18 protein-coding genes and 1 riboswitch are annotated in these 22,959 nt (G+C 62.8%); of the genes, 12 read left to right on the forward strand and 6 right to left on the reverse strand.

Annotation, left to right across the window (positions count from 1 at the left end; translation table 11 throughout):
- Positions 1 to 79: 79 nt before the first annotated feature.
- The 3 genes from ACFT1A_RS18120 (at position 80) to ACFT1A_RS18130 (ending at position 1,794) form a co-directional block, all read left to right on the forward strand.
- Positions 80 to 826 (forward strand): hypothetical protein, encoded by a 747-nt coding sequence (locus ACFT1A_RS18120; protein ID WP_378448094.1) that lies wholly within the window; start codon positions 80 to 82, stop codon positions 824 to 826.
- Positions 827 to 1,024: 198 nt separating this feature from the next.
- Entirely contained in the window at positions 1,025 to 1,378 is a 354-nt protein-coding gene (locus tag ACFT1A_RS18125; RefSeq protein ID WP_378448095.1) for a metal-sensitive transcriptional regulator, read from the forward strand.
- Between the two features lie 35 nt (positions 1,379 to 1,413).
- Positions 1,414 to 1,794, forward strand: coding sequence for a 6-carboxytetrahydropterin synthase (locus ACFT1A_RS18130; protein WP_378448096.1), 381 nt, complete (start codon positions 1,414 to 1,416; stop codon positions 1,792 to 1,794).
- Positions 1,795 to 1,835: 41 nt separating this feature from the next.
- On the opposite strand, the gene ACFT1A_RS18135 is transcribed toward ACFT1A_RS18130, so the two are convergent.
- Positions 1,836 to 3,437 carry an ABC transporter substrate-binding protein gene (locus ACFT1A_RS18135; RefSeq protein WP_378448097.1) on the reverse strand — a complete coding sequence of 534 codons (1,602 nt, stop codon included), beginning with the start codon at positions 3,435 to 3,437 and terminating at the stop codon, positions 1,836 to 1,838.
- A 322-nt stretch (positions 3,438 to 3,759) separates the two neighbouring features.
- Between ACFT1A_RS18135 and ACFT1A_RS18140 the strand changes: the two genes are divergently transcribed.
- Positions 3,760 to 4,434, forward strand: a complete 675-nt coding sequence (locus ACFT1A_RS18140; protein ID WP_378448098.1) for a class I SAM-dependent methyltransferase — start codon at positions 3,760 to 3,762, stop codon at positions 4,432 to 4,434.
- On the opposite strand, the gene speB is transcribed toward ACFT1A_RS18140, so the two are convergent.
- The gene (speB, locus tag ACFT1A_RS18145; protein ID WP_003941134.1) at positions 4,398 to 5,354 is read right to left on the reverse strand and encodes an agmatinase; all 957 of its coding nucleotides are present in this window, start codon (positions 5,352 to 5,354) and stop codon (positions 4,398 to 4,400) included. The genes ACFT1A_RS18140 and speB overlap by 37 nt on opposite strands.
- Positions 5,355 to 5,500: 146 nt before the next feature.
- Here speB and ACFT1A_RS18150 point away from each other — a divergent pair, with 146 nt between their 5' ends.
- The 4 genes from ACFT1A_RS18150 (at position 5,501) to ACFT1A_RS18165 (ending at position 12,119) form a co-directional block, all read left to right on the forward strand.
- Positions 5,501 to 6,136 (forward strand): helix-turn-helix domain-containing protein, encoded by a 636-nt coding sequence (locus ACFT1A_RS18150; RefSeq protein WP_378448099.1) that lies wholly within the window; start codon positions 5,501 to 5,503, stop codon positions 6,134 to 6,136.
- Between the two features lie 133 nt (positions 6,137 to 6,269).
- Positions 6,270 to 7,115 (forward strand): carbon-nitrogen hydrolase family protein, encoded by an 846-nt coding sequence (locus ACFT1A_RS18155; RefSeq protein ID WP_378448100.1) that lies wholly within the window; start codon positions 6,270 to 6,272, stop codon positions 7,113 to 7,115.
- Complete coding sequence (locus tag ACFT1A_RS18160; RefSeq protein ID WP_378448101.1) at positions 7,112 to 8,800, forward strand: flavin monoamine oxidase family protein; 1,689 nt, start codon at positions 7,112 to 7,114, stop codon at positions 8,798 to 8,800. The genes ACFT1A_RS18155 and ACFT1A_RS18160 overlap by 4 nt, the downstream gene beginning before the upstream one ends.
- 127 nt (positions 8,801 to 8,927) lie before the next feature.
- Complete coding sequence (locus ACFT1A_RS18165; RefSeq protein WP_378448102.1) at positions 8,928 to 12,119, forward strand: NAD-glutamate dehydrogenase domain-containing protein; 3,192 nt, start codon at positions 8,928 to 8,930, stop codon at positions 12,117 to 12,119.
- Here ACFT1A_RS18165 and ACFT1A_RS18170 read toward each other — a convergent pair.
- Positions 12,096 to 13,613, reverse strand: coding sequence for a PucR family transcriptional regulator (locus ACFT1A_RS18170; RefSeq protein WP_378448103.1), 1,518 nt, complete (start codon positions 13,611 to 13,613; stop codon positions 12,096 to 12,098). The genes ACFT1A_RS18165 and ACFT1A_RS18170 overlap by 24 nt on opposite strands.
- A 128-nt stretch (positions 13,614 to 13,741) precedes the next feature.
- On the opposite strand from ACFT1A_RS18170, the gene gabT reads away from it, so the two are divergent.
- Both gabT and ACFT1A_RS18180 read left to right on the forward strand, forming a co-directional pair.
- Positions 13,742 to 15,106: a 4-aminobutyrate--2-oxoglutarate transaminase gene (gene gabT, locus ACFT1A_RS18175; protein WP_378448104.1), complete on the forward strand. Its 1,365-nt coding sequence runs from the start codon at positions 13,742 to 13,744 to the stop codon at positions 15,104 to 15,106.
- Between the two features lies 1 nt (position 15,107).
- Positions 15,108 to 16,553, forward strand: a complete 1,446-nt coding sequence (locus ACFT1A_RS18180) for an NAD-dependent succinate-semialdehyde dehydrogenase (protein ID WP_378448105.1) — start codon at positions 15,108 to 15,110, stop codon at positions 16,551 to 16,553.
- Between the two features lie 52 nt (positions 16,554 to 16,605).
- Here the strand turns inward: ACFT1A_RS18180 and dszD are convergent, their stop codons facing one another.
- The 3 genes from dszD to ACFT1A_RS18195 all read right to left on the reverse strand — a co-directional run bounded on the left by dszD (position 16,606) and on the right by ACFT1A_RS18195 (position 18,985).
- Positions 16,606 to 17,184 (reverse strand): NADH:FMN oxidoreductase DszD, encoded by a 579-nt coding sequence (dszD, locus tag ACFT1A_RS18185; protein ID WP_378448106.1) that lies wholly within the window; start codon positions 17,182 to 17,184, stop codon positions 16,606 to 16,608.
- A 208-nt stretch (positions 17,185 to 17,392) separates the two neighbouring features.
- A complete protein-coding gene (locus ACFT1A_RS18190) occupies positions 17,393 to 17,866 on the reverse strand; it encodes a YbaK/EbsC family protein (protein ID WP_003941167.1) in 474 nt (157 codons plus the stop codon).
- 15 nt (positions 17,867 to 17,881) lie between these two features.
- Complete coding sequence (locus tag ACFT1A_RS18195) at positions 17,882 to 18,985, reverse strand: hypothetical protein (protein WP_378448107.1); 1,104 nt, start codon at positions 18,983 to 18,985, stop codon at positions 17,882 to 17,884.
- 68 nt (positions 18,986 to 19,053) lie between these two features.
- Here ACFT1A_RS18195 and ACFT1A_RS18200 point away from each other — a divergent pair, with 68 nt between their 5' ends.
- Together ACFT1A_RS18200 and mgtA are read left to right on the forward strand one after the other, a co-directional pair.
- On the forward strand, positions 19,054 to 19,695 hold the full coding sequence (locus ACFT1A_RS18200) for a TetR family transcriptional regulator (protein WP_378448108.1): 642 nt from the start codon (positions 19,054 to 19,056) through the stop codon (positions 19,693 to 19,695).
- Between the two features lie 45 nt (positions 19,696 to 19,740).
- A riboswitch (M-box (ykoK) riboswitch) is annotated at positions 19,741 to 19,914 on the forward strand.
- Positions 19,915 to 20,259: 345 nt separating this feature from the next.
- On the forward strand, positions 20,260 to 22,953 hold the full coding sequence (gene mgtA, locus ACFT1A_RS18205) for a magnesium-translocating P-type ATPase (RefSeq protein WP_378448109.1): 2,694 nt from the start codon (positions 20,260 to 20,262) through the stop codon (positions 22,951 to 22,953).
- The last annotated feature ends 6 nt before the right edge of the window (positions 22,954 to 22,959 follow it).

Consider the following 22,959-nt stretch of genomic DNA (forward strand, 5'->3'; position numbering starts at 1 on the left):
ACAGGTTCGATTTCGAAGAGTGCAGAACCCAACGCAGACGGCAACGGAAGTGCCGCCGACCTAAGCTCGGGAGGGCAAGATGTTCAGCGACAACGGCTACACACTGGAATTGGCAACGTCGGAGGCGGCTGTCGGCAGCAATGTACCTCTGCAATTCCGGATTCTGGATTCAGCGGGAACTCCGTTGACTCAGTACACGGACACCCACGACAAGCAGTTGCATCTGATCGTGGTCGGTCTGGACCTGACCGAGTTCCAGCACGTGCATCCCGAATTGGACGAGAACGGAAACTGGCATGTGTCAGTCGATTTCGCTCATTCGGGAGACTATCGAGTCTTCGCCGACTTCACCCCGGCCGGCGGTGACGGAATCACGCTGAGTGCGGACGTCAGCGTCGCCGGCCCCTACGAACCTCGGCCGTTGCCTGCCGCTGCTGCCGCCACGACGGTCGACGGATACACAGTCTCTCTCGAAGGCGCGGCCCATGCCGGCCAGACATCGAAGCTCACGCTCTCGGTCAGTCGTGACGGAATCCCGGTCACAGACTTGCAGCCCTACCTTGCCGCGTACGGGCATCTGGTCGCGTTGCGTGCCTCCGACCTCGCATATCTCCATGTGCATCCGGACGGTCATCCCGGTGACGGTGTCACGCCAGCTGGTCCGGCAATCACCTTCTACGCCAACATGCCGAGCGCTGAGGACTACCGGTTGTTCTTGGACTTCAAACACGGTGAAGTGGTGCGTACGGCGGAATTCACGCTGACGGCCGACAATGCGACCCCACCTGTGTCCGAACATGCGAACCACGCACATCACGGGCACTGAGATCGAATGCGTTTCGCAGCAACGGGAAAACGGGCATCGGCAATCGCCATGCACCCATCTGTTCGTGCAGTAGCGAAGTGCCTGGCGATGTGCGCAGTGATTGCTCTGCAGGACAACGGAAGTCGAAGAGTATCCGCACATCGCCCCGGTAACGAGAACTGTTGCGACATCACGCGTTGACGAAAAGGAGGATATCGAATGTTGGAAGCGACAGAAGTTGGCAGTGCTCCAGGCAGTGATTCGACTGGTGATGCATGCTGCACGAGCGATTCGCACGGCTACATCTCCGCCAAGAACGACTACCTGGCGCGACTGCGTCGCATAGAAGGTCAATCTCGTGGCCTGCAACGGATGGTCGACGAGGACAAGTACTGCATCGACATTCTCACTCAGGTCTCGGCGATGACCAAGGCTCTCCAGGCGGTGGCCATGGGCCTGCTCGAGGACCACATCGGCCACTGCGTCGTCAAAGCCGCTGTTGCCGGTGGTCCCGAGGCGGACGCGAAGATCAAAGAAGCGAACGACGCGATTGCGCGATTGGTCCGCTCGTAGAACTGTGCTCGACGAACATTGATACCTTGGTGGGCATGTTCAGTGTCGAGATCCGTCGTACATTCGCTGTGAGGCAAGGGCTTCCGGCACCGGTGCGGGACGCAAAGAAGTTGCCGCCGCTGATGCCTGCCGAGGGATTTCGGGTGACGATGCGAGCGGGGTTCTCGTTCGAGGACGACCAACTCGGAGATCGTGGATGGTTTGTCGACACGGACGCTCTGGACGAAGCGATCGACCGGTGTGCCGAGCAATTGGCGAGCGGTGTCTGGCCGGAGATTTTCGATTTCCGTCCGTCATTCGAGAATGTTGCGAAGTGGGCTTTCGGTGAACTGGCGCCCAGCATTCCTCAGCTGACCTACGTCGAACTCGACAACGAGACAATAGGCGTGGCAACAAGATACGCCAGATCGCAGTGATCTGACGTATCTCGTTGCCGCACAGCGTTCCGTCGACCGGACTACTGGTAGAGACGCAGTGCAGAACCGATGAAGGACTTACCGAATGCGAGCCCAGCCTTGTTGAAGTAGAAGCTCATGTTCGTATTCGCAAACGGCACCGCGGACACCGTCTTGGTGATCTGCGACTCGGCGTCTGCCCACTCTGCGCAAGCCGCGTCGCCGGTCAAGCCGGAGGCCTTGGCAACGGCTGCTTCGTAGGCGGGGTTGTTGATCGAAGAGAAGTTCTTTCCTGCTGCCGGAGCCGGCCCGGTGAAGAATGGGGTGAACCCGCTGGGAATCGAGTTGTTGATCTGGATCCATGCGATGTCCCACTGGTTGTTGTCTTTGCCGCTGAGCATGACGTCGACAACTTTGGTCTGGTCGGCTCCCGTTACCTCGACGTTTGCGCCGAGATCCGACCATGCAGATTGAGCGAGTTCGGCTGCTGCGCTGCGAGCTTCTTCGCCTCCTGCGTAGAAGAGGCGGAGTGTCAACGGGTTTCCGTCTTTGCTTCGTTTTCCGTCCGACCCGGCGGTCCAGCCGGCCGCGTCCAAGGTTGCCTTCGCTGCGCTGACGTCGTAGTCAGGAATGTTGCCGGTGACGGAGTCGTACACGCAGGCGCGGGGCTCTACGCCGACAAGGCTTGTTGCGCGGGTGCCCTGGCCGGCAGTAATGACTTCTGCCAGATCGTCGAGATTGACTCCCTGGATGAGTGCTTTGCGAACAGCGGGATCGCTGGTGGGATTGTTCGCGATCTGGTTGAAATACATCTGACCGGACGGCATTGGGCGATTGATCGAGGCGAAATTGGCGGCTTCGATCCGGTCCTTGTCCGGACCGGCGATCGGAGATGCGTTGAGTTCGCCGGAGAGAAGCTGGTTTGCGGCGGTGCTGACATTAGGTGCCATGACAGCGACGACTGTCTTGGGGACGCCCGGTGTGTCGGAGGTGGTGTCGTCGGGGCCCCAGTTGTATCCGTCACGACGCTCGAACGTGTAGTGGTCGTTGGCAGCGACTTCGGTGACTTCGAACATCCCGGAACCGAGAGACTTCTTGTTCGAGGCGGTCGGGTCTGCGAGTCCGGCGTCGCACATGATCGGGAGGCGACTGACGGTGAGGAGGAGGAACGGGCTCGGCGCCGGTGTGGTGACCGTGATGGTGCGGGTGGAGGGATCGGCAGACGCCGAAGCGCCTACAGGGACAGTAGTGCCGCGTTGTTGTGAACCATTGGCCGGATCGGCCACGAAGTTGATGTTGTTCGCGACGGTCTGTGCGGTCAGCGTCGACCCGTCGGTACAGGTCACGCCTTCACGAATGGTGAAGGACGCGGAGGTCGGCGTCTCTTCCCATTTCTCGGCCAACCACGGTTTGAATTCACTGGTGTCCGGATCCTGGTAGACCAAGGAGTCGTAGGCCAGCCTCGAGATGTCCGCGGTTGCCGCGGAGCCGGACATGATCGGGTTGAGTGCACCCGGATCGGCTTGCAGCGCATAACGGAAGGTTCCGTCAGTCAGAGGTTCACCGCCGTCGGAGCCCGAGGACGTGCCTCCCGAGCTGCAAGCCGACAACACGAGTGCGAGCCCCGCGGCCGTTGCAAGTGCCGGATAAGAGCGGTGTTTCATTGTGCCTCCGTGAAGGAGCCAGGGCCCGAGCGAAGTTCGAGAGGGCGCGGTCGAGTGTGACCGCTAAATCTTGGCGTAGGACGTGACGGGCATCTCGGTCGATCTTCACGAAAAAGGGGTGGATTTTTGTCCGATTTCACGAGAACCGGGGTGATGAACCAGTTTGGCTCACGGCGAGTCGAGGGCGCTTCGAAGGATGCCTCGCGAAGTATCGAAATCCACCGGCCGCGAAGCGAGAAGGTTGGCAGAGCGTCTAGATAGAGAAATTGCTGTTTCAGCAAAGATGGTTGCGTGGATTGCGGGAGATGTTCATCCTGGATGAATGAGCCACGAACACCACAATCACCACGAAAACTCCGATACCACCGAGAATCCGTACGCCAAGGCGGACGCACAATTCTGGAACTCGCTGTACGAAGAACGCCCAGCACGTTGGAGCGGAAACCCCAACCCGCAGTTGATTGCCGAGGCCTCCGACCTCGAACCGGGCACCGCACTGGACGTCGGTTGCGGTGAAGGCGCCGACGCTTTGTGGTTGGCGCGTCGCGGGTGGAAGGTCACCGGCACCGACATCTCGTCGGTTGCGCTCGGCCGCGCGCAGGCTCACGTCGAGGGCGAGGGCGTCGACATCGAATGGCTGGAAGCCGATCTGACGAAGTGGGATCCGCAGGGTCGTTCGTTCGATCTGGTGTCTGCGCAGTTCTTCCACATGCTCGAACCCGCACGCGGGGAATTGTTCCGGGCGCTCGGTGATCTGGTCGCGCCGGATGGGCATCTTCTGATCGTGGGCCACTCGCCCCACGAGTCGCCCACCGAGCATCATCGGGCCATGCTCCATACGCCTGAATATGTGGAGTCGCTGTTCACCGATGGGTGGAAGGTGCTGGTCTCGGAGTCGCGGGAACGAGATCTTCCCGCGAACCCCGAGATGCATCACACCACGGATACCGTTGTGCTGCTTCAGCGATTGAGTGCGAGTACCGACAGCAACTCGTAAGCGACGTGAGCCGCTGCGATACCGGTGATCTCGGCGTGGTCGTACGCCGGCGCTACCTCGACGATGTCGGCGCCGACCACGTTGAGTCCCACCAACCCCCGCAGTGTGTTCAACAATTCGCGTGAGGTCATGCCGCCCGCTTCGGGTGTTCCGGTACCCGGAGCGTGGGCGGGATCGAGTACGTCGATGTCGACGGAGACGTACACCGGCCCACCGTCGAGGCGCTTGCGCATGCGCTCGACGATGCTGGCGACGCCGTCGACCTCGTAGTCGTCACTGCGGATCACCTGGAAGCCGAGGACGCGGTCGTCTTCGAGGTCCTTCTCGCTGTAGAGCGGTCCGCGGATGCCGATGTGCTGCGAGCGCTCCATGTCGATCAGGCCCTCTTCGCTGGCGCGGCGGAAGGGGGTGCCGTGGGTGAAGGGCTGACCGAAGTAGGTGTCCCAGGTGTCGAGGTGAGCGTCGAAGTGCAGGACGGCGATCGGGCCGTGATCGCGGGCCAGTGAGCGCAGGATCGGCAGTGCGATGGTGTGGTCGCCGCCGAGCGTGAGCACAGATGAACCGTCGGCACGCAGGTCGGTGACGGCGGATTGAACCGTCGTGAGAGCTTCCTGGATGTCGAAGGGGTTGACGCCGATGTCGCCGAAATCGGCAACCTGCTGGTTGGCGAACGGGGAGACCTTGAGCGCCGGGTTGTACGGACGCAGCAGCTTCGATGCAGCGCGGATGTGGCCCGGGCCGAAACGAGCGCCGGGGCGGTAACTGACACCCGAATCGAAAGGAATGCCGAGAATCGTCACGTCGGCGCGCGAGACCTCGTCCAGGCGCGGCAGACGCGCAAAAGTGGTCGGCTCGGCGTAGCGGGGGACGCGCGTGGCGTCGACGGGTCCGATGAACGATCCGGGGTTGTTGGTAGCCATGTGCAGAGGTCCCTGCTCTCGATTCGGCGCACACCGGGCGCCCTTCAGTGATGTAGCTCTCTGAGCAAGTATGGTTTCCCCAAGAGGCTCGGTTGTCAACCCCTGTTTCCTGAAAGGGACACGGCGGTCGTGAAGGAGTGGGTTCAGTGGCCAAGGCGAAGGAAGCGGTGGAGCCGGTCGGTCCGCGCATCGGGGCGAGGCTCAAGGCGGCACGTCAGTCGAAGCGATTGACCCTCGACGACCTGGCCGAGGCATGCGGTGTGACCAAGGGGTACCTCTCGAAACTCGAGCGCGATCACGTCAACGCGTCGGTGGCGACCCTGATCAAGGTGTGCGCGGTGCTCGAGATCCCCGTCGGATCTCTGTTCGAGAATGCGTCCGCCGGTGAAGTAGTCCGCGCCGACGCCATGCCGCAAATCGGCTTCGGTGGCGAAAAGATGACGGAGTACCTGCTCACGCCTACCAACGAGCGTCGAATCCAGGTGCTGCTCGGCGAACTGGAGCCAGGCGGCGGAAGCGGTCAGGAGTTCTACAGCCTGCCGATCGACGTGAACTTCGTACACGTGCTCGAGGGTGGACTGCGGGTCTCGTTCGAGGGCGGTCGGACGGATCCGAACGGTGAGGCCGTCGACGCCGAGGACGTTGTGCTCGAGGCGGGCGATTCCTTCACGTTCACGCCTACGCACAATCACAGCTTTCAGGCCGAAGGCGCGGTTATGGCGAAGGTTCTGTGGGTCCTGAACCCGGCGTTGCCGGAAGGGCCCCGCGCCCCGTCTTCGTGAGACTCGATTGTGTGAATGTTGATTCTTAGGAAACAAGAGTTGACATGATTGGCGGTACCAGTCACGCTGGTAGTTGTCCCCGTCACACGCACCGTCGAAAATTGGCGTCACGGAACTCCTGAAGGAGCGAACCATGCATGTCGATTCTGTCCGAGTTGGCCTGTTTCAAGGTCCGCTCACCACACCGGACACCTTTGCGTCGGTGGAGTTCAACCTCGCTGCGATCGATACGGCAGCCCGTGAGGCTGCTGCGTCCGGTGCGAAGATCCTCCTGACGCCGGAGATGTCCGCAACCGGCTACGACATCGGCGAACTGGTGTCGCTGCGCGCGGAGTCGGCCGACGGCCCGATCTTCGATTCCGTCGCCGCGATTGCTCGCAGCGCGGGCATCGCAGTCGTCTACGGCTACCCCGAACTCGACGGGGGAGATGTCTACAACAGCGTGCAGGTGGTGGGCAGCGACGGCACTTCGCTTGCGCACTACCGCAAGACGCACCTGTTCGGCACGCTCGATCGCGAGCACTTCCGGCCAGGTGAGACCTTGGTGGTCGGGTTCGATTTCGAGGGCATCCGCTGCGGATTGTTGATCTGCTACGACGTGGAATTTCCCGAAGCAGTTCGGGCACACGCCGACGCCGGAACCGAATGGCTGATCGTGCCGACGGGTTTGATGACTCCGTACGAACACATTGCGCAGCAGGTGGTTCCGGCCCGCGCATACGAAAGTCAGATGTTTCTCACCTACGTCAATCGCTGCGGTGCCGAAACCGACCTGACCTACTGCGGGCTCTCGTGCGCCATCGCACCCGACGGTGCCGAGTTGGCGAGAGCCGGGGGTGGTCAGGAGTTGCTCTTCGCGGATCTTGCTGCCGCCACCGTCGCGCAATCGCGCACTCTCAATACGCATCTCGACGATCGACGCCTCGATCTGTATCCAGACCGTTCTGTCACAACTGTCTCCAAGGAGAACCGTAGATGACCATCCCAGTAGCTCCGGACAGTTCCTCGGAACCCGGCAAGCAGCCGCCGCTCACGATGTTCGGGCCGGATTTCCCGTTCCCGTACGACGATTACGTCTCCAGCCCGGCGGGGCTCGGCTCGGTGCCCGATCTGGCATTGGGTACCGAAGTTGCCGTGATCGGTGGCGGCCTCTCCGGCATGATCGCGGCCTACGAGTTGCTCAAAATCGGCCTCAAACCGATTGTCTACGAAGCCGATCAGATCGGTGGCCGGATGCGGTCGGTCGAGTTCGACGGGCACCCCGGAGTAGTCGCCGAGATGGGCGCAATGCGTTTCCCACCGTCGTCGACGACGTTGTTCCACTACCTGAACGAACTGGGTCTGCAGACCGAGGAGTTCCCCAATCCTCTTGCCGAGGTCACGCCCAGCACGGTCATCGACCTCAAGGGCGAGAGCCACTACGCGCACGCTATCGAGGATCTGCCGCCGATCTACACCGAGGTGGCAAAGGCCTGGCAGCGCACTCTCGAAGAGCATGCGGATCTGATTCCGTTGCAGCAGGCCATCCGTGACCGCGACACCGCAGAAATCAAGCGGATCTGGAACGACCTCGTGGTGCGCTACGACGACCAGACCTTCTACGGATTCCTCGCCGCGTCGAAGCATTTCAAGTCCTTCCACATGCGGGAAGTATTCGGGCAGGTCGGATTCGGTACGGGTGGTTGGGATACCGACTACCCCAACTCGATCCTCGAAATCCTTCGTGTGGTCATCACGGCCGCCGACGACGACCACCGCGGCATCGTGGGTGGATCGCAGCAGCTGCCGATGCGGTTGTGGAACCGCGCCCCGGCGCAGATGGCGCATTGGCCTGCCGGTACGACGGTCGCTTCGCTCAACGACGGCAAGACACGTCCCCGCGTCACCGAACTCCGGCGTACCGAGCCCGGCAACATCACCGTCACGGACTCCGACGGATTCATTCGCACCTACGCGAGTGCCGTTGTAACAGTGCAGAGTTGGATGCTGCTCAACAACATCAGGTGTGACGACGATCTGTTCCCGATCGACCACTGGACTGCGATCGAGCGCACTCACTACATGGGTTCGACCAAGGTGTTCGTACTCGTCGACCGCCCGTTCTGGAAGGACAAGGATCCCGTGACCGGCCGTGATTCGGTGTCGATGACACTGACGGACCGTATGAGTCGCGGCACGTACCTGCTCGATCAAGGCGAGGGCAAGCCTGGCCTGATCTGTTTGTCGTACACCTGGTCGGACGATTCGCTGAAGCTTCTGGCGCTCGACGCCACCGAGCGCATGAACATCATGCTGCGCTCTCTCGAAGAGATCTACCCCGGCGTGGACTTCCGCAGCCACATCATCTCGAGTCCGGTGACGCTCTCATGGGAAACCGAGCGCGACTTCATGGGTGCATTCAAGGCGAACCTTCCGGGGCACTACCGCTACCAGGAGCGCCTGTTCTCTCACTTCGTGCAGAATGATCTCGAACCGCGTCATCGCGGCATCTTCCTCGCCGGTGACGACGTGTCGTGGACTGCCGGCTGGGCCGAGGGCGCGATCCAGACCGCGATCAACGCGGTGTGGGGCGTCGTCAACCATCTCGGCGGCGCTGCGCCTACCGAGAATCCCGGACCCGGCGACGTGTTCGAGGAGCTCGCTCCGATCAGGTTGGGCGACTGAGCTCACCGCAACTGCCGAAATGTCGTGCCCGATGAGGGTTGGTACTCCTATCGGGCACGACCTCTTTCCGGTGATCCACGCAACACTGGAAAGTGTTCGGATCCAATAATTTCCAGGAGGGTGTTCAATGGCGAGCACATCATCGGCGACCAAGACCGCAGCTGCAGAATCGAGACCGGCAGGCGGTGATCGACCCGGTGACCCGGCGCTCGAACTGGTCGCCGAACTGGCAGCAGCGGGCCAGCGACTCGTCTTCCGGCAGAGTGACGACCTGAGCAGTGGTGACCTGACCTGCGTGGTGCTGTGGCCGTCCGGAGAGCCCTCCCTCTCCGATCTGTGCGAGAACTTCGAATCCCTCGGACTCCGAGTTTCGACGCACCGCCCCCTTCCGACCGTTCTGGGTTCGGCGCACTACTTCACCTTCGAGCCGAGCACTTTCGACGGAGGTGCGCTGGAGAAGATGGCGGACGCCTTCGAAGCCGTCATCGCCGGCCAGACCCGAATGGACGCCTTCTCCAGTCTGATCGGACGAGCAGACATCACGTGGCGCGACGCAGAGTTGCTGCGCGCTGCGTGCCGTTTCCTCGCTCAGGCTCGTATCGGGTTGTCCGAGAGCTACATCGTCGGAGTGTTGGCAGCGAAGCCACTCTTCGTGCGACAGGCGATCGAACTCTTCACCGCGCGTTTCGATCCCGCCGTTGCAGGATCGCGTGAGACAGCCGTGGCTACCGCGGCATCGGCCATCGACGAATCAGTCGACGGTGCAGACACTCTCGACGAGGACCGCGTCTTGCGCGGCGTGCGTTCGTTCCTGCAGGCGACTCTGCGCACCAACTGGTACCTGCGTGGTGAGTCCGGCGACCCGCTGCCGTACGCGTCGTTCAAGATCGACTCGCAGTTGCTCTCCACCCCACAGAAGACCGTTCCCTTCCGCGAGATCTACGTCAGCGCACCCAATGTCGAAGGCGTTCATCTGCGTAGTTCCTCCGTCGCCCGTGGCGGCCTGCGTTGGTCGGATCGATACGAGGACTACCGCACCGAGGCCCTGAGCCTCATGAAGACCCAGAGCGTGAAGAATTCCCCGATCGTTCCTTCGGGAGCCAAAGGCGCGTTCGTGGTTCGTGGCACGTCGTCACCGACCCCGGCGCAGGTACAGGAGTCGTACAGCACCTTCATTCGCGGCTTGCTGGACGTGGTGGACAACATCGTCGACGGCGCTGCAGTACATCCGGCCGAAGTAATCGAGTACGACGGTGAAGACTCCTACCTCGTCGTGGCAGCAGACAAGGGGACCGCACGGTTCTCGGACGTCGCGAACGGCATCGCCGTCGAGCGTGGTTTCTGGCTCGGCGACGCCTTTGCTTCCGGCGGTTCGGCAGGGTACGACCACAAGGCGATGGGCATCACCGCTCGCGGCGCCTGGGTAGCGGTACGACGCCACTTCGCCGAGCGCGACCTCGACGTCGACACCGATCCGTTCACCGTCGCGGGCATCGGTGACATGTCGGGCGACGTGTTCGGCAACGGAATGTTGCTCTCGCACAAGATCCGTCTGGTCGCGGCATTCGATCACCGCCACATCTTCATCGACCCGAACCCCGACACCGAGACGACGTTCGCCGAGCGCGCTCGGCTCTTCAGCGTGCCGCGCTCGTCCTGGGACGACTTCGATCGCACCGTGATGTCGCCTGGCGGTGGCGTCTGGCCGCGCAGCGCGAAGTCGATCCGCCTTCCGCTCGAGGCGCGTCAGGCCCTCGGCATCAACGAGGAGAAGCTGACCCCTCAGGAACTGATCCGAGCGATCCTGTGCGCTCCGGTGGACCTGTTGTGGAACGGCGGCGTCGGTACCTACGTGAAAGCGTCGACCGAAAGCAATGTCGACGCAGCCGATCCGTCCAACGACGCAGTTCGCGTCAGTGGTGACGAGTTGCGTGCGACGGTGGTGGGTGAGGGCGGCAACCTCGGTTTCACCCAACGCGCTCGCATCGAATATGCCGCCGGCGGTGGCCGGATCAACGCCGACTTCATCGACAACGCGGCCGGCGTGGCTACCTCGGACCGCGAGGTCAACATCAAGATCGCACTCGCAGCGTTGGATGCGACCTCGCGCAATGAACTGCTCGCGGCCGCTCAGGACGAAGTGGCCGCGTCGGTGCTCGAGGCCAGTGAAGATCAGACCCTCGCGATCAGCCTGGCCGAGCACCGCGCTCCCGCTCTGCTCGATCAGCACGAGCGGTTGATCGAGAACCTGGTCTCGGCGGGCGCGATGAAGCGGCTCGAAGAATCACTGCCGGACGCCAAGGCTCTGGCGGTCAGGGCGCGTGCCGGTCAGGGTCTGCTTCGGCCGGAACTTGCTGTGCTGGTGGCGCAGTCGAAGAACGTATTGGCAGCGGAATTGGGGGCGTCGACCGTCCCGGAGAATCAGATCTTCGCCGATCGCCTTCCTCAGTACTTTCCGCTCTCCGTCGTCGAGGCAGCACCGGACGCAGTCAGCGCACACCGGTTGGGCCGCGACATCATCATCACCTCGGTGGTCGACGAACTGGTCAACCGCGTCGGACCCGGCGTTCTGTTCCGGCTAGAGGAACACCTCGGAGTCCACAGTCCGGAAGCGGCTCTGGCCTACGCTGTGGTCAGCGAAGTGCTTGGCACAGAGGACCTTCGCCGCGAAATCCTGAACTCCGATCTCAGTGCCACCGGACAGTTGAAGGCTCTCGATCGCTTGCAGCAGTTGTTGGAATCCGAGATGAGCTGGGTGTTGCGCCGCCCGGGTGCCGCAGGCCGGTTCACCGTGAACCCGCGCGCCGACATCGATCGATGGGCCGCTCCGGTGCGGGCGCTCACCGAAGGTTTGTCGGCAAGCGACCGTATCGAGGCGTCCTTCGGAGCGCTCGCCCTGGCGGACATTGCACTGCAGGAGAATACGACGGCCGCGGCCGCGGAGGCGATCTACCGGGAACTCGCCGGCGCTCTCGATCTGGGCGATGTTCTCGGTGGCGTCGATGTCGCAGTCGGTGCCTCGCATTGGGAGGTCATGGGCAGCGCCGCCGTCCATGCCAGGTTGACGGCGCGTTTCGCGGACCTCGTGTCCGGAGCGCTCGGTGAAGGTGTTCCCGACGTAGTCGAGTTGTGGACCGCCGCCAATCCACAAGCGGTGCGCCGGTTCACGGCTTTGATGTCGAGTGTGAGCCGCAGCGGAGCGCTGGACACAGCACGGCTCTGCACGGTCGACGCCGAACTCGAACTACTCGTTCGCGGTGCGTCCAGCTTCGCTTCGGTGTGTGCTGCGGAGCCTTCAGCGGCCCTCCCAGGCGAGTAGCGAGAGCAGTAGTTCAGCTCTGACCCTGGCCTGCCCGAGGTCGCATTGCAGCAGTTCCTCGATGCGTGCGATGCGACCTCGGAGGGTATGCCGGTGAACACCGAGTTCGGCTGCGGCCGACTCCCATTGGCCGTTCGCCTCGAGATAGGCGCGCAGTGACGCGGCCAGTGCGGTTCCGTGTGCCTGGTCGTGTTCGGTCAGCACCGGGATGGTGTCCGCAGCCATGGCGATCAGTGCCTCCCGGGCAGGCTCGGACGCCAGAATTGTCGACCCGCTCAGAGCGTCGAACTCGAGAATTCGCGCCGTGGCCGTCGTGAGGTTGGCTGCGGCGCGGGCCTGAACGAGTGCGCGCGGTGCATCGAGAAGGCGGTGAGGGGTGCTGATTCCGGCACGCACAGCTTTCGCCTCGGTGGGGGAGAGTTGCGCCAGTAGCGTTTTGGCTGTGTCGATGGTGTCGGTTCCACGAAGGAGTACGGTCAGCGCGCCGTCTTCGGATTGGGCGAACAGCGGGCGGCCTGCCCGGGCGAGAGCGTTGTCGAGTTCGCGGAGAACGGGTCCGAGTCCGGATCCGCGAACGTGGACGACACGAATGTTGCCGTGAGTGTCGCTTGCTTCGTCCAGGTACGACGGCACGCCGTCCTCGGGAATTCGGCCGTCGAGCAGAAGCCCGAAAGCCATGGCATTGAGTCGGGTTCGCTCGGCCCGCAGCCGAACCGGCTTCTCGAGTTCGAGGGTGAGCAACGAGACGGCGTGCCCGAGCAGCACTCTGTCGATGTTGCTCAGGGGCCCGGCGCCTGCCATGGCGAGGTATCCGTGCCAACTGTCGGTGACTCCGACGGGGGACAGTGTCAACGTCCGTTCGGGTGTGCTCTGCGAGATCGACGCCGGAGCGTTGGGATCGCGGGTGGTGGCCGCGACCGCGCGAACCTCGGTGATCAACGACTTCTGGTTTGCCGGGTGCACCGCGGTGATTCGATCTCCGACAAACGCCACCGAAGTTTTTGTGGCGGTAGCCAGTTCACGCACGATCGCCGACACGCCACCGCGCAGTGCAACTCGGGTGATGCGTGTCTGTACTTCTGCCGCGCGCAATACCGATTCGTATTCCTGCTGGCTCAGGCGAGTCATCACCGCTCGCGTGACGGCCGCGAAGGGGGTCGTGAACGGCACTTCCAGCAGGGGGAGCCCGCGACTGCGGGCGGCGGCAATCAGGTCTGCGGGCACACTCTCATGGGAAAGGCCGGTCCCGAAACCCAGAGCCGACACTTCTGCGGCGGCCAGACGGTCGATGTACTCGCTGTAGTCGGTGGCGTCGGCGCCCACCAGTGCCAGCCCGGTGGTGAGCACCAACTCACCGCCGGAGAGCCACGGTGTGGGGTCCGTCAGCTCTGTGGCCTGCGCAAACGTGACGGGATGGGTGGCGGCTGCTCGGTCGGTGAGCAGGGCCAGCGAGAGGTGTTTCTGGCGCAAGAGCCACGAGATCGGAACCGTCACCTGATCAAGGCTAGCTGTCGTTGCCGATATGGAGTAGCCCTGCAGCTTCAGGTATCCATTTCGGCAGTGCTTGCGGTGCTTCGCGCGTCGCATACTCGAATGCAATACACAACCGAGAGGGTGGTCACATGAGTGCAATCGAATACCGGCTTCCGCAGGAGCGTCGCATCGTCACGGAGTTCCCGGGCCCGCGCTCGGCTGCGCTCGCCGAACGTCGTAAGAAGGTCGTCGGCGCAGGCGTCGCATCCACCCTCCCGGTCTACGTCGCCGACGCAGACGGTGGAGTCATCGTCGACGTCGACGGCAACTCGCTGATCGACCTCGGTGCCGGTATTGCCGTGACCAGCGTCGGCGCCTCCAACCCGGCCGTCGTGTCCGCAGTTCAGGATCAGGTCGCGCACTTCACCCACACCTGTTTCATGGTCGCTCCGTACGAGGGCTACATCGAGGTCGCCGAGCGTCTCGCCGAACTCACCCCCGGTGACCACGAGAAGCGTTCCGTGCTGTTCAACTCCGGCGCAGAAGCCGTCGAGAACGCCGTCAAGATTGCCCGTCACGCGACCGGTCGCGACGCAGTCGTCGTCTTCGACCACGCGTACCACGGCCGCACCAACCTCACGATGGCGCTGACCTCGAAGTCCATGCCGTACAAGAGCGGCTTCGGTCCGTTCGCCCCCGAGGTCTACCGCGTCCCGATGTCCTACCCGTACCGCGAGGGCCTCAATGTCGACGGCTCCAAGATCACCGGTGAGCAGGCCGCACAGCGCGCCATCACGATGATCGAGAAGCAGGTCGGCGCCGCCAACACGGCCGCGATCCTCATCGAGCCCATTCAGGGCGAGGGCGGATTCATCGTTCCCGCAGAAGGATTCCTCCCGACGCTCGTCGCGTGGGCCAAGGAGAACGGCGTCGTCTTCATCGCCGACGAGGTTCAGGCAGGCTTCGCTCGTACCGGCGCCTGGTTCGCCAGCGATCACGAGGGCATCGTCCCCGACCTGGTCACGCTCGCCAAGGGCATCGCCGGCGGCATGCCGCTCGCCGCTGTCACGGGTCGCGCCGAGCTCATCGACGCCGTCCACCCCGGCGGCCTCGGTGGCACCTACGGCGGGAACCCCGTCGCCTGCGCCGCTGCACTGGCATCCATCGATCAGATGCGTGAGCTCGACCTCTGCGGCCGTGCGCGCACCATCGAATCGACCGTCGTCGGCCGAATGAACGCACTGGCAAAGGAACTCGACGTCATCGGTGACGTTCGCGGTCGCGGCGCCATGCTCGCCATCGAGCTGGTCAAGCCCGGTGGGCAGGAGCCGGACGCCGACATCACCAAGAAGATCGCCGCCGAGTGCCTCGCTGCCGGCGTCGTGATCCTCACCTGCGGTACCTACGGCAACGTCATCCGTCTGCTCCCGCCGCTGGTCATCTCCGAGGAGCTGCTCGACGACGCGTTGACCGTTCTCGAGACCGCCATCCGCTCTGCAGCACAGGGGAACTGACATGTCCAACGTCTCGGATCTTCTCGACTCGGTACCCCAGGGTCTCTGGCTCGGCGGCAAGCTCGTCCCGGCCGAGAAGACCTTCGCGGTCTACAACCCGGCAACGGGTGAGGAACTCGCCCAGGTAGCCGACGCCACCGCTGCCGACGGTATCCGCGCGCTCGACCTCGCCGCTGCGGCGCAGGAAGACTGGGCGGCTACCCCGGCACGTGTACGCGGCGAGATCCTGCGCACCGCCTTCGAATTGCTGCACGCCCGCGCCGAGGACTTCGCGCTGATGATGACCTTGGAAATGGGTAAGTCGTTGGCAGAGAGCCGCGGTGAGGTCAACTACGGCGGCGAATTCCTGCGCTGGTTCAGCGAGGAAGCGGTCCGCATCGGTGGCCGTTTCACGCAGGCTCCGGCCGGCAACGGCCGCATCCTGGTCACCAAGGAAGCCGTTGGACCGGTCCTCGCGATCACCCCGTGGAACTTCCCGCTCGCCATGGGCACGCGCAAGATCGGACCGGCGCTCGCTGCCGGTTGCACGATCATCGTCAAGCCCGCCGAGGACACGCCGCTGACCATGCAGCTTCTCGGCCAGGTGTTTGCCGACGCGGGTCTGCCCGACGGTGTGCTCTCGATTCTCCCGACCTCCGACGCGGCTTCCATCAGCGGACCGTTGATGGAAGATGCGCGTCTGCGCAAGGTCACGTTCACCGGCTCCACGGGCGTCGGAAAGCTGTTGGTGCGCAATGCTGCTGACAAGCTGCTCCGCACGTCGATGGAACTCGGTGGCAATGCACCGTTCATCGTCTTCGACGACGCCGACATCGACGCGGCTGTCGACGGCGCAATGCTCGCGAAGATGCGCAACGGCGGCGAGGCCTGCACCGCGGCCAACCGCATCTACGTCGCCAACTCGGTGCGCGAGGAGTTCACCGACAAGTTCACCGCCAAGGTTGCGGCCCTGAAGGTAGGCGCCGGTGACGCCGAGGGCACCAACATCGGCCCGCTGATCAACACCAAGCAACTCGCAACCGTCACCGGACTCGTCGACGACGCCGTGTCCAAGGGCGCTCGCGTTCGCACCGGTGGATCGGCACCCGAAGGCCCCGGCTTCTTCTTCACCCCGACGGTCCTCGATCAGGTGCCCGCCGATGCGCGCCTGCTGAAGGAAGAGATCTTCGGACCCGTTGCGGCAGTGGTCGGTTTCGACACCGAAGACGAGGCGATCGCGGCTGCGAACAACACCGAATACGGTCTCGTGGCGTACTTCTACACCCGCGACATCGACCGTGCGATGCGTGTCTCGGCCAAGCTGGATACCGGCATGGTGGGCGTCAACCGCGGCGCGATCTCCGATGCTGCGGCACCGTTCGGTGGCGTCAAGGAATCGGGCTTCGGTCGTGAAGGCGGAACCGAGGGTATCGACGAGTACCTCGATACCAAGTACGTAGCGCTCTAACTTGCTGTGCGCCTTTATTAACCGCGGGCGGTTAATAAAGGCGCACAGTTGTCTACTGACCTAACGGAGTCGGGCGGTAGTACTTGCCCTCGTGGTAGAGCAGGGGTGCGGCAGCGGATTCGTCGTCCTCTTCGGCATGAACTCGGGTGACAAGTCCGATGACCAGCGTGTGATCGCCGACGGGGATCAGCTGGTCGACCTTGACGCGCATCCAACTGGGGGTGCCGTGCAGAACCGGTTCCCCGGTGTCGAGTACCGCCCACAGCGACTCGTCTGCAAAACGCTGATCGGCACTACGCGCAAAGCGCTGGGCCAGATGTTGCTGATGTTCGCCGAGAAGGTGGATCACCAAGGACTCGGCTGCCTTGAGTGCGTTGATGCTCGACGACGTCTCCGCGATGTTGAACGAGACGAGCGGCGGCTCGAGGGAGACGGACGAGAACGAGGTGGCGGTGAAACCCACCGGGCCGGTACCCGAATCGAGGGTCACGACGGTGACACCGGCGGGGTGGCGGCGAAGCGCTGCGCGGTAGTCGCCGGCGCAGATACCGGTGGACAACTCGGGCGTCGACGCTACTTCGGGGACGTCGGGGGTGGTGTGGCTGGAAACGGCATTCGGCTTGTCAGACAACGGGAACTCTCCGGCTGGAACTCGAGGTGTGCGGTGTGGTCGAGGTGACTGCGCTCGGCATACACAGACATGCGTCGGTGCGGCACAGATCTACGTGCCGTCGTCGCCAGTGGTTGCCGGCCGGGGTCCTTGTTGCAGTGCACATGGTGCGTCCAACTATAGGTGGACGCACGTCTGAGTGGTTTCGGACCGGGTTGGCTGAAGTGCTTCAGTCCATGTCGACGGCGAGGCCGGCGGTGATTCGGAGGAGTTCGGAGTACGTCGTGCGAAAGACCGTGTTGGGGTGCCCGGCGGCTGCCCACAATTCGGGGTACTGCTCGAGGGCGGTATCGATGTACGTGGGCAGATTGGTGGGATGCCCGAGCGGAGCGACCCCACCGATCGGCTGGCCCGTCGCGGACTTCGCCATTTCCAGCGGCGCCCGCGTGAGCTTGCCTTCGAGGCGTTCGCCGGTGGCCTTCAGGTTGACCTGATGTGCGCCGGAGACCAGCAGCAGGACCGGATCGTCGTCGAGAAGGAACACCAGTGACTTGGTGATCGCGCCTACCTCCACCCCAACTGCCGCCGCTGCCTCGGCCGCGGTGTGCGTGGCGTCGGGCTGCGTGACGATGACGCCGTGGTGACCCCGCGAGATCAGTGTTTCGGCGACGTGCGAGGCGTTGGGGTGGAGGAGGCTCGTCATGAGTTCAGACTAGGACTAGTCGGCGTTCGCCACAGCTGGAGTCGGCGTCGTGTCGGTGGACTTTCGGTTACGACGGATCGTGAAGCCGAACAGCATGACCGCACCGATCAGCGCGTACAGGAAGAGCGTCAGGGCAGGCTGACCGACGCCGACGTTGTTGAAGTAGACGATGCTCCGGACGCCCTCGGTGCCGGCGCCGGGTGTGATCCATCGGCCGATTGCGGCGTAGAACGAGGGAATCACGTTGGAGCCGAATGCGCCTCCCGCACTGGGATTGCCGAGGATCACGAAGACGGCGATAGCCAGCGGGACTGCCAGAACGCCGATGGCCGCGCGCAATCCGAGTGTGAACATGGCGGTGCCGAACACCACGGCTGTTCCCAGGATCCAGAGCGGGAACCAGTGGCCGGCGAAGGTTCCGAGTACGTGCGAGGTGATGAGGGCGCCGAGGGCTCCCGAGATGACCGAGTAGATCGCGATCACGCCCGTGTGTGCGCTTGCCTGTCGGAGCGTCTTCGGCGCACCGATGAACAGTCCGATGGCTGCCGCAAGGAGATAACCGCCGACGACCCAGCCGACCGAGAGGTAGAAGCCGGAGAGGCCGCGGTTGTCGTGCGCTCCGACGGGGATCTCGTCGCGGACGACGAACTGTCGGTCCTGCGTTGCCTCGACCTTCGTGAACACCGCTTCGAGTGACGTCGCGATGGAACTGCCGCCCGCGCTCGCGGTGATCAGGGTGTCCGGTCCGGCCGGGTTGATGACAAAGGCGCCCTGGATCTCGCGGTCGTTGATCATGCGGCGAGCGGTCGCCGTGCTGTCGACCACCTGAGCGTCGAGCGGGCTGCCGTCGATGGCGTTGAGTTTGTCGGCGATCTGCTGATCCATGCCGTCGGGCGTGCCCTGATCGGCGATGACCGCGATTTCGATGTCTCGCGGAGTCGGCTGATGGAAGGCAGCGACGTAGCTGAGGATGAAGCCCATCTGCAGCAGAAGCACACCGACGAACAGCGCGGCCATCACCTTGGGTGCGCCGTATTTCACCAGCAGATTGTCATGGTGGTGTTCGTCGTGGGTGGAGCTGTTGTCTGGTGCGGCGTGTGCCGGATGCGTAGTGGTCACGAAGAGTCCTGATCTTGTCGAAAGTAAAGAGCTTGTCAATACCCGAGGTATTGAATACTCTAGGTATCGTGACTGAATCTCGTCAACCGGACTGGACTCCGGTAACCCGCCCCGGACGTGACGTGGTGCGGCAAAGACTGCTCGACGCTGCAGCGGAAGAGTTTGCCGAGCGCGGATTCAGTGCTGCACGTCTCACTGAAGTTGCTCGCCGCGCGGGCTTCACCAAGGGCGCTGTCTACTCCAACTTCGAGTCGAAACAAGGTCTGTTCGCTGAACTGTTTGCGCAACGGTCTCTCGAACTGGCCGGCCGCGTACTCGCCGAGATTGCCGGCATGAACCCGGCGGATGCGGCGGGCAAAGGTGGTGAGGCCATTGCAACGTGGATGGTCGACGATCCGGGGTGGTCACTGCTCGTCCTCGAATTCGGAGTCCTCGCCGGACGTGATCCGCAGATCGCTCAGGCGTACTTTCGTGAGCGTCGCCACTTACGCAGTCAGCTCGTGGAGTTGATCGGCGAACGTGCCCGGGAGTGGGGAGTGGACGAGTCCTTCGATGTGCGGACCACCGCAATCTCGTTGATGGCCTTGATATCCGGGCTCGTTCTCGAGCACTCCGTGGATCCGGAAGAAGTTGACCAGAGCGTGATGGGCGCCGCTGTGACGGCACTCTTCGCCGGTGCCGTCGCACGGGCGGGATTGCCCGCCGTCTGAGTTGCTCGGTTGACAGGCAACAGATTTGAGAACTACCCTCTGGGTGCAGTACCTCGTTAGGTGAGGCTTCTGCACGAACACAGGCCACTGATCTCACGACGTCGAGAGACGCCCAAGGTTAGGACAGATCTCCCCGGCTTAAGGGGTGATCCAAAGTGGCTTCCCGGTTTGGATCGGGACACGTCGTGCAGTGCCAAAACTCGGACGTGGAGGTGTTTTCGCAGCTTGATGCCGGTTTCTTCCGGCGAAGGCGAGAGTACGTCGATATTCGGTTCTCCTGGCGTGTGCTGTGCGCATGCAATCGTGTGGCGTCAACGGACGCCCCGAACTTTCAGGAGGTGACCATCGTGGACGACCCGCCGAGTCGATATCCGACCCATCCTTCTGTACTTACCGACGGTGCTCGCCCCGGTCTTTCGCTCAGCCTCTGACCTTTTTGCACCCTCGGTTTCATCTGCGCGGCTTTGCCGCGTCCGCTGACGACTTCCATTGTCGTTCAGCGCATTCTGCTGCCCTGATGCACTGACATGGTCTGATGCGTTCGGGCAGCCGAGGAGATTCGTCATGTCATTTTCCGTTCTCGCATTGCGGCCGCGGCCCACGAGAAACAGTGCACAACAAACACATTCAACAGTCCTGGCAAAGGAAAGCGCACAGGAATTGGTCGACTACTCGACCTCGGACACGCGCACCGTTCTCGCAGATCTGACCACGACGACCAACGGGCTTCGTGACGATCAGATCGACGATCTTCGCCGGCAATACGGGCGCAACGACGTCCGCCACGACCGCCCGACCCCGGCAATCGTGCAGTTCGCGGGGGCGTTCAAGAACCCGTTCATCCTGATCCTGGTGTTCCTCGCCCTGATCATGGTCGCGACCGACGTGGTGTGGGCGGACCCGGAAGACGGACCTTCCTACGAGGGCATCATCACCCTCGGGTTGATGATCTTTGTCAGTGTGTCCCTGAGGTTCTGGCAGGAATACCGCTCGAGCCGCGCCGCCGAGGCGCTCAAGGCAATGGTGACGACAACAGTCGCGGCCACCCGCAAGATCAACAACACCGTGGTCACGGCGGAGATTCCGATCGAGCAACTACTGCCAGGTGATGTAGTCCAGCTTGCCGCCGGCGACATGATCCCGGCCGATGTCCGCATCATCCGGGCCAAGGATCTACAGATCAATCAGTCCATGCTCAGCGGTGAATCGATGCCGGCCGAGAAGTCTGCAGAACCATCCTCGGGGATCGACGTCGATCGACTGCTCGAAGCCGAGAACATCGGATTCATGGGTACTTCCGTCGTGTCGGGCAGCGGGACCGCTGTCGCGGTTCACACCGGCAGGCGCACCTACTTCGGTGCCATGACAGCACAATTGGCGTCCAAGCGACCCGAAACCAGCTTCGACGTCGGAGTGCGCAGCGTCAGCTACCTGCTGATCAAGTTCATGCTGATCATGGTCCCCGCGGTGTTCATCATCAACGGACTGACCAAGGACTGGAGCCAAGCACTACTCTTCGGTGTCGCAACCGCGGTGGGGTTGACACCGGAAATGTTGCCGCTCATCGTGACTGCGAATCTGGCCAAGGGCGCGCTGCACATGTCGCGCAAGAAGGTGATCGTCAAGCAGATCAACGCGATTCAGAACTTCGGCGCCATGGACGTTCTGTGCACGGACAAGACCGGAACTCTGACCGAGGACCGTATCGTTCTCGGTGAGCATCTGGACACTGCCGGACGTAAATCCGAGGACGTGTTGCGGCTCGCAGCGATCAATTCCGTGAATCAGACCGGACTGCGCAGTCTTCTCGACGACGCAGTTATCGAGGCTGCCGGTCCTGAAGTACTCGAGGAGATCTCGCGTCGGCACGGGTTGGTGGACGAGATTCCCTTCGACTTCAAGCGTCGTCGCCTGTCCGTGGTGGTCGATCACGGCGACGGTGATCTGATCGTCACGAAAGGCGCAGTGGAAGAGCTCCTTTCGGTCTGTGAATCGGTGGAGCTGGATGGAGTAGCTCACCAGCTGACACCAGGCTGGCTGGCCCGAGTCGATCGACTGGTCGCGGAACTGAACGGTCAGGGAAAGCGAGTGCTTGCGGTGGCGACCAAGGTCGTTGTCGACGAGCAGCGACGGGAATACTCCACTGCCGACGAAGAAGGCATGACCCTGGTCGGGTTGCTTGCCTTCCTCGACCCGCCGAAGGAATCTGCGGCTGGGGCGATCGAAGCGCTCGCGAGCCATGGCGTCGCCGTCAAGGTAGTGACGGGTGACAACGAACTGGTGGCCGAAACCGTCTGCGGCAAAGTCGGTATCGACGTGGGAACTGTTGTATCCGGCGCCGAGATCGAAGCGTTGAGCGACGAGGCCCTCGACGATTTGGTGCAACGGACAACTGTCTTCGCAAAGACGGATCCGATGCAGAAGGCACGCATTGTCGAATCGCTGCGCCGAGTCGGCCACACGGTCGGCTTCCTCGGCGACGGTGTCAACGACGCACCCGCACTGCGCGCGGCGGACGTCGGCATCTCCGTCGACACCGCAGCGGATATCGCCCGCGAATCCGCGGACATCATCTTGCTGGAGAAGGACCTCGGTGTACTCGAACAAGGAGTCATCGAAGGGCGTCGTACCTTCGGAAACATCCAGAAGTACATCAAGATGACTGCGTCGTCGAATTTCGGGAACGTCTTCTCGGTGCTCGTCGCCAGCGCCTTGCTGCCGTTCATCCCCATGATTCCCGTAGTTCTGTTGTTGCAGAACCTGATCTACGATCTCTCGATGCTCACGATCCCGTGGGACCGCGTCGACGACGACTTCCTCGCGAAGCCGCGGAAGTGGGAGACCAAGAGCCTGCGCCGGTTCATGGTGTTCATAGGCCCGATCAGTTCGATCTTCGACATCTCGACGTTTGCGCTGATGTGGTTCGTGTTCGCTGCCAACTCTCCCGAGCATGCAGCTCTGTTCCAATCTGGTTGGTTCATCGAGTCATTGATTTCGCAGACGCTGATCGTTCACATGATCCGCACCCGCAAGATCCCGTTCATCCAGTCGCGTGCATCGCTGCCGGTACTGCTCAGCACGGGCGCCGCCTGCGTCTTCGCGCTGGTGTTTCCGTTCACGTCCTGGGGTCATTCCCTCGGGTTGGTTTCACTGCCGTGGAACTACTTCCCGTGGCTGGTCCTCACTCTCGCGGCATACTGCATCGTCACGCAGGTGGCCAAGGGAATGTTCATCCGTCGATTCGCGACCTGGCTCTAGGAGTTC

It is taken from the genome of Rhodococcus sp. NPDC057135 (assembly GCF_042670865.1).
Taxonomy (GTDB): Bacteria; Actinomycetota; Actinomycetes; order Mycobacteriales; family Mycobacteriaceae; genus Rhodococcus_F.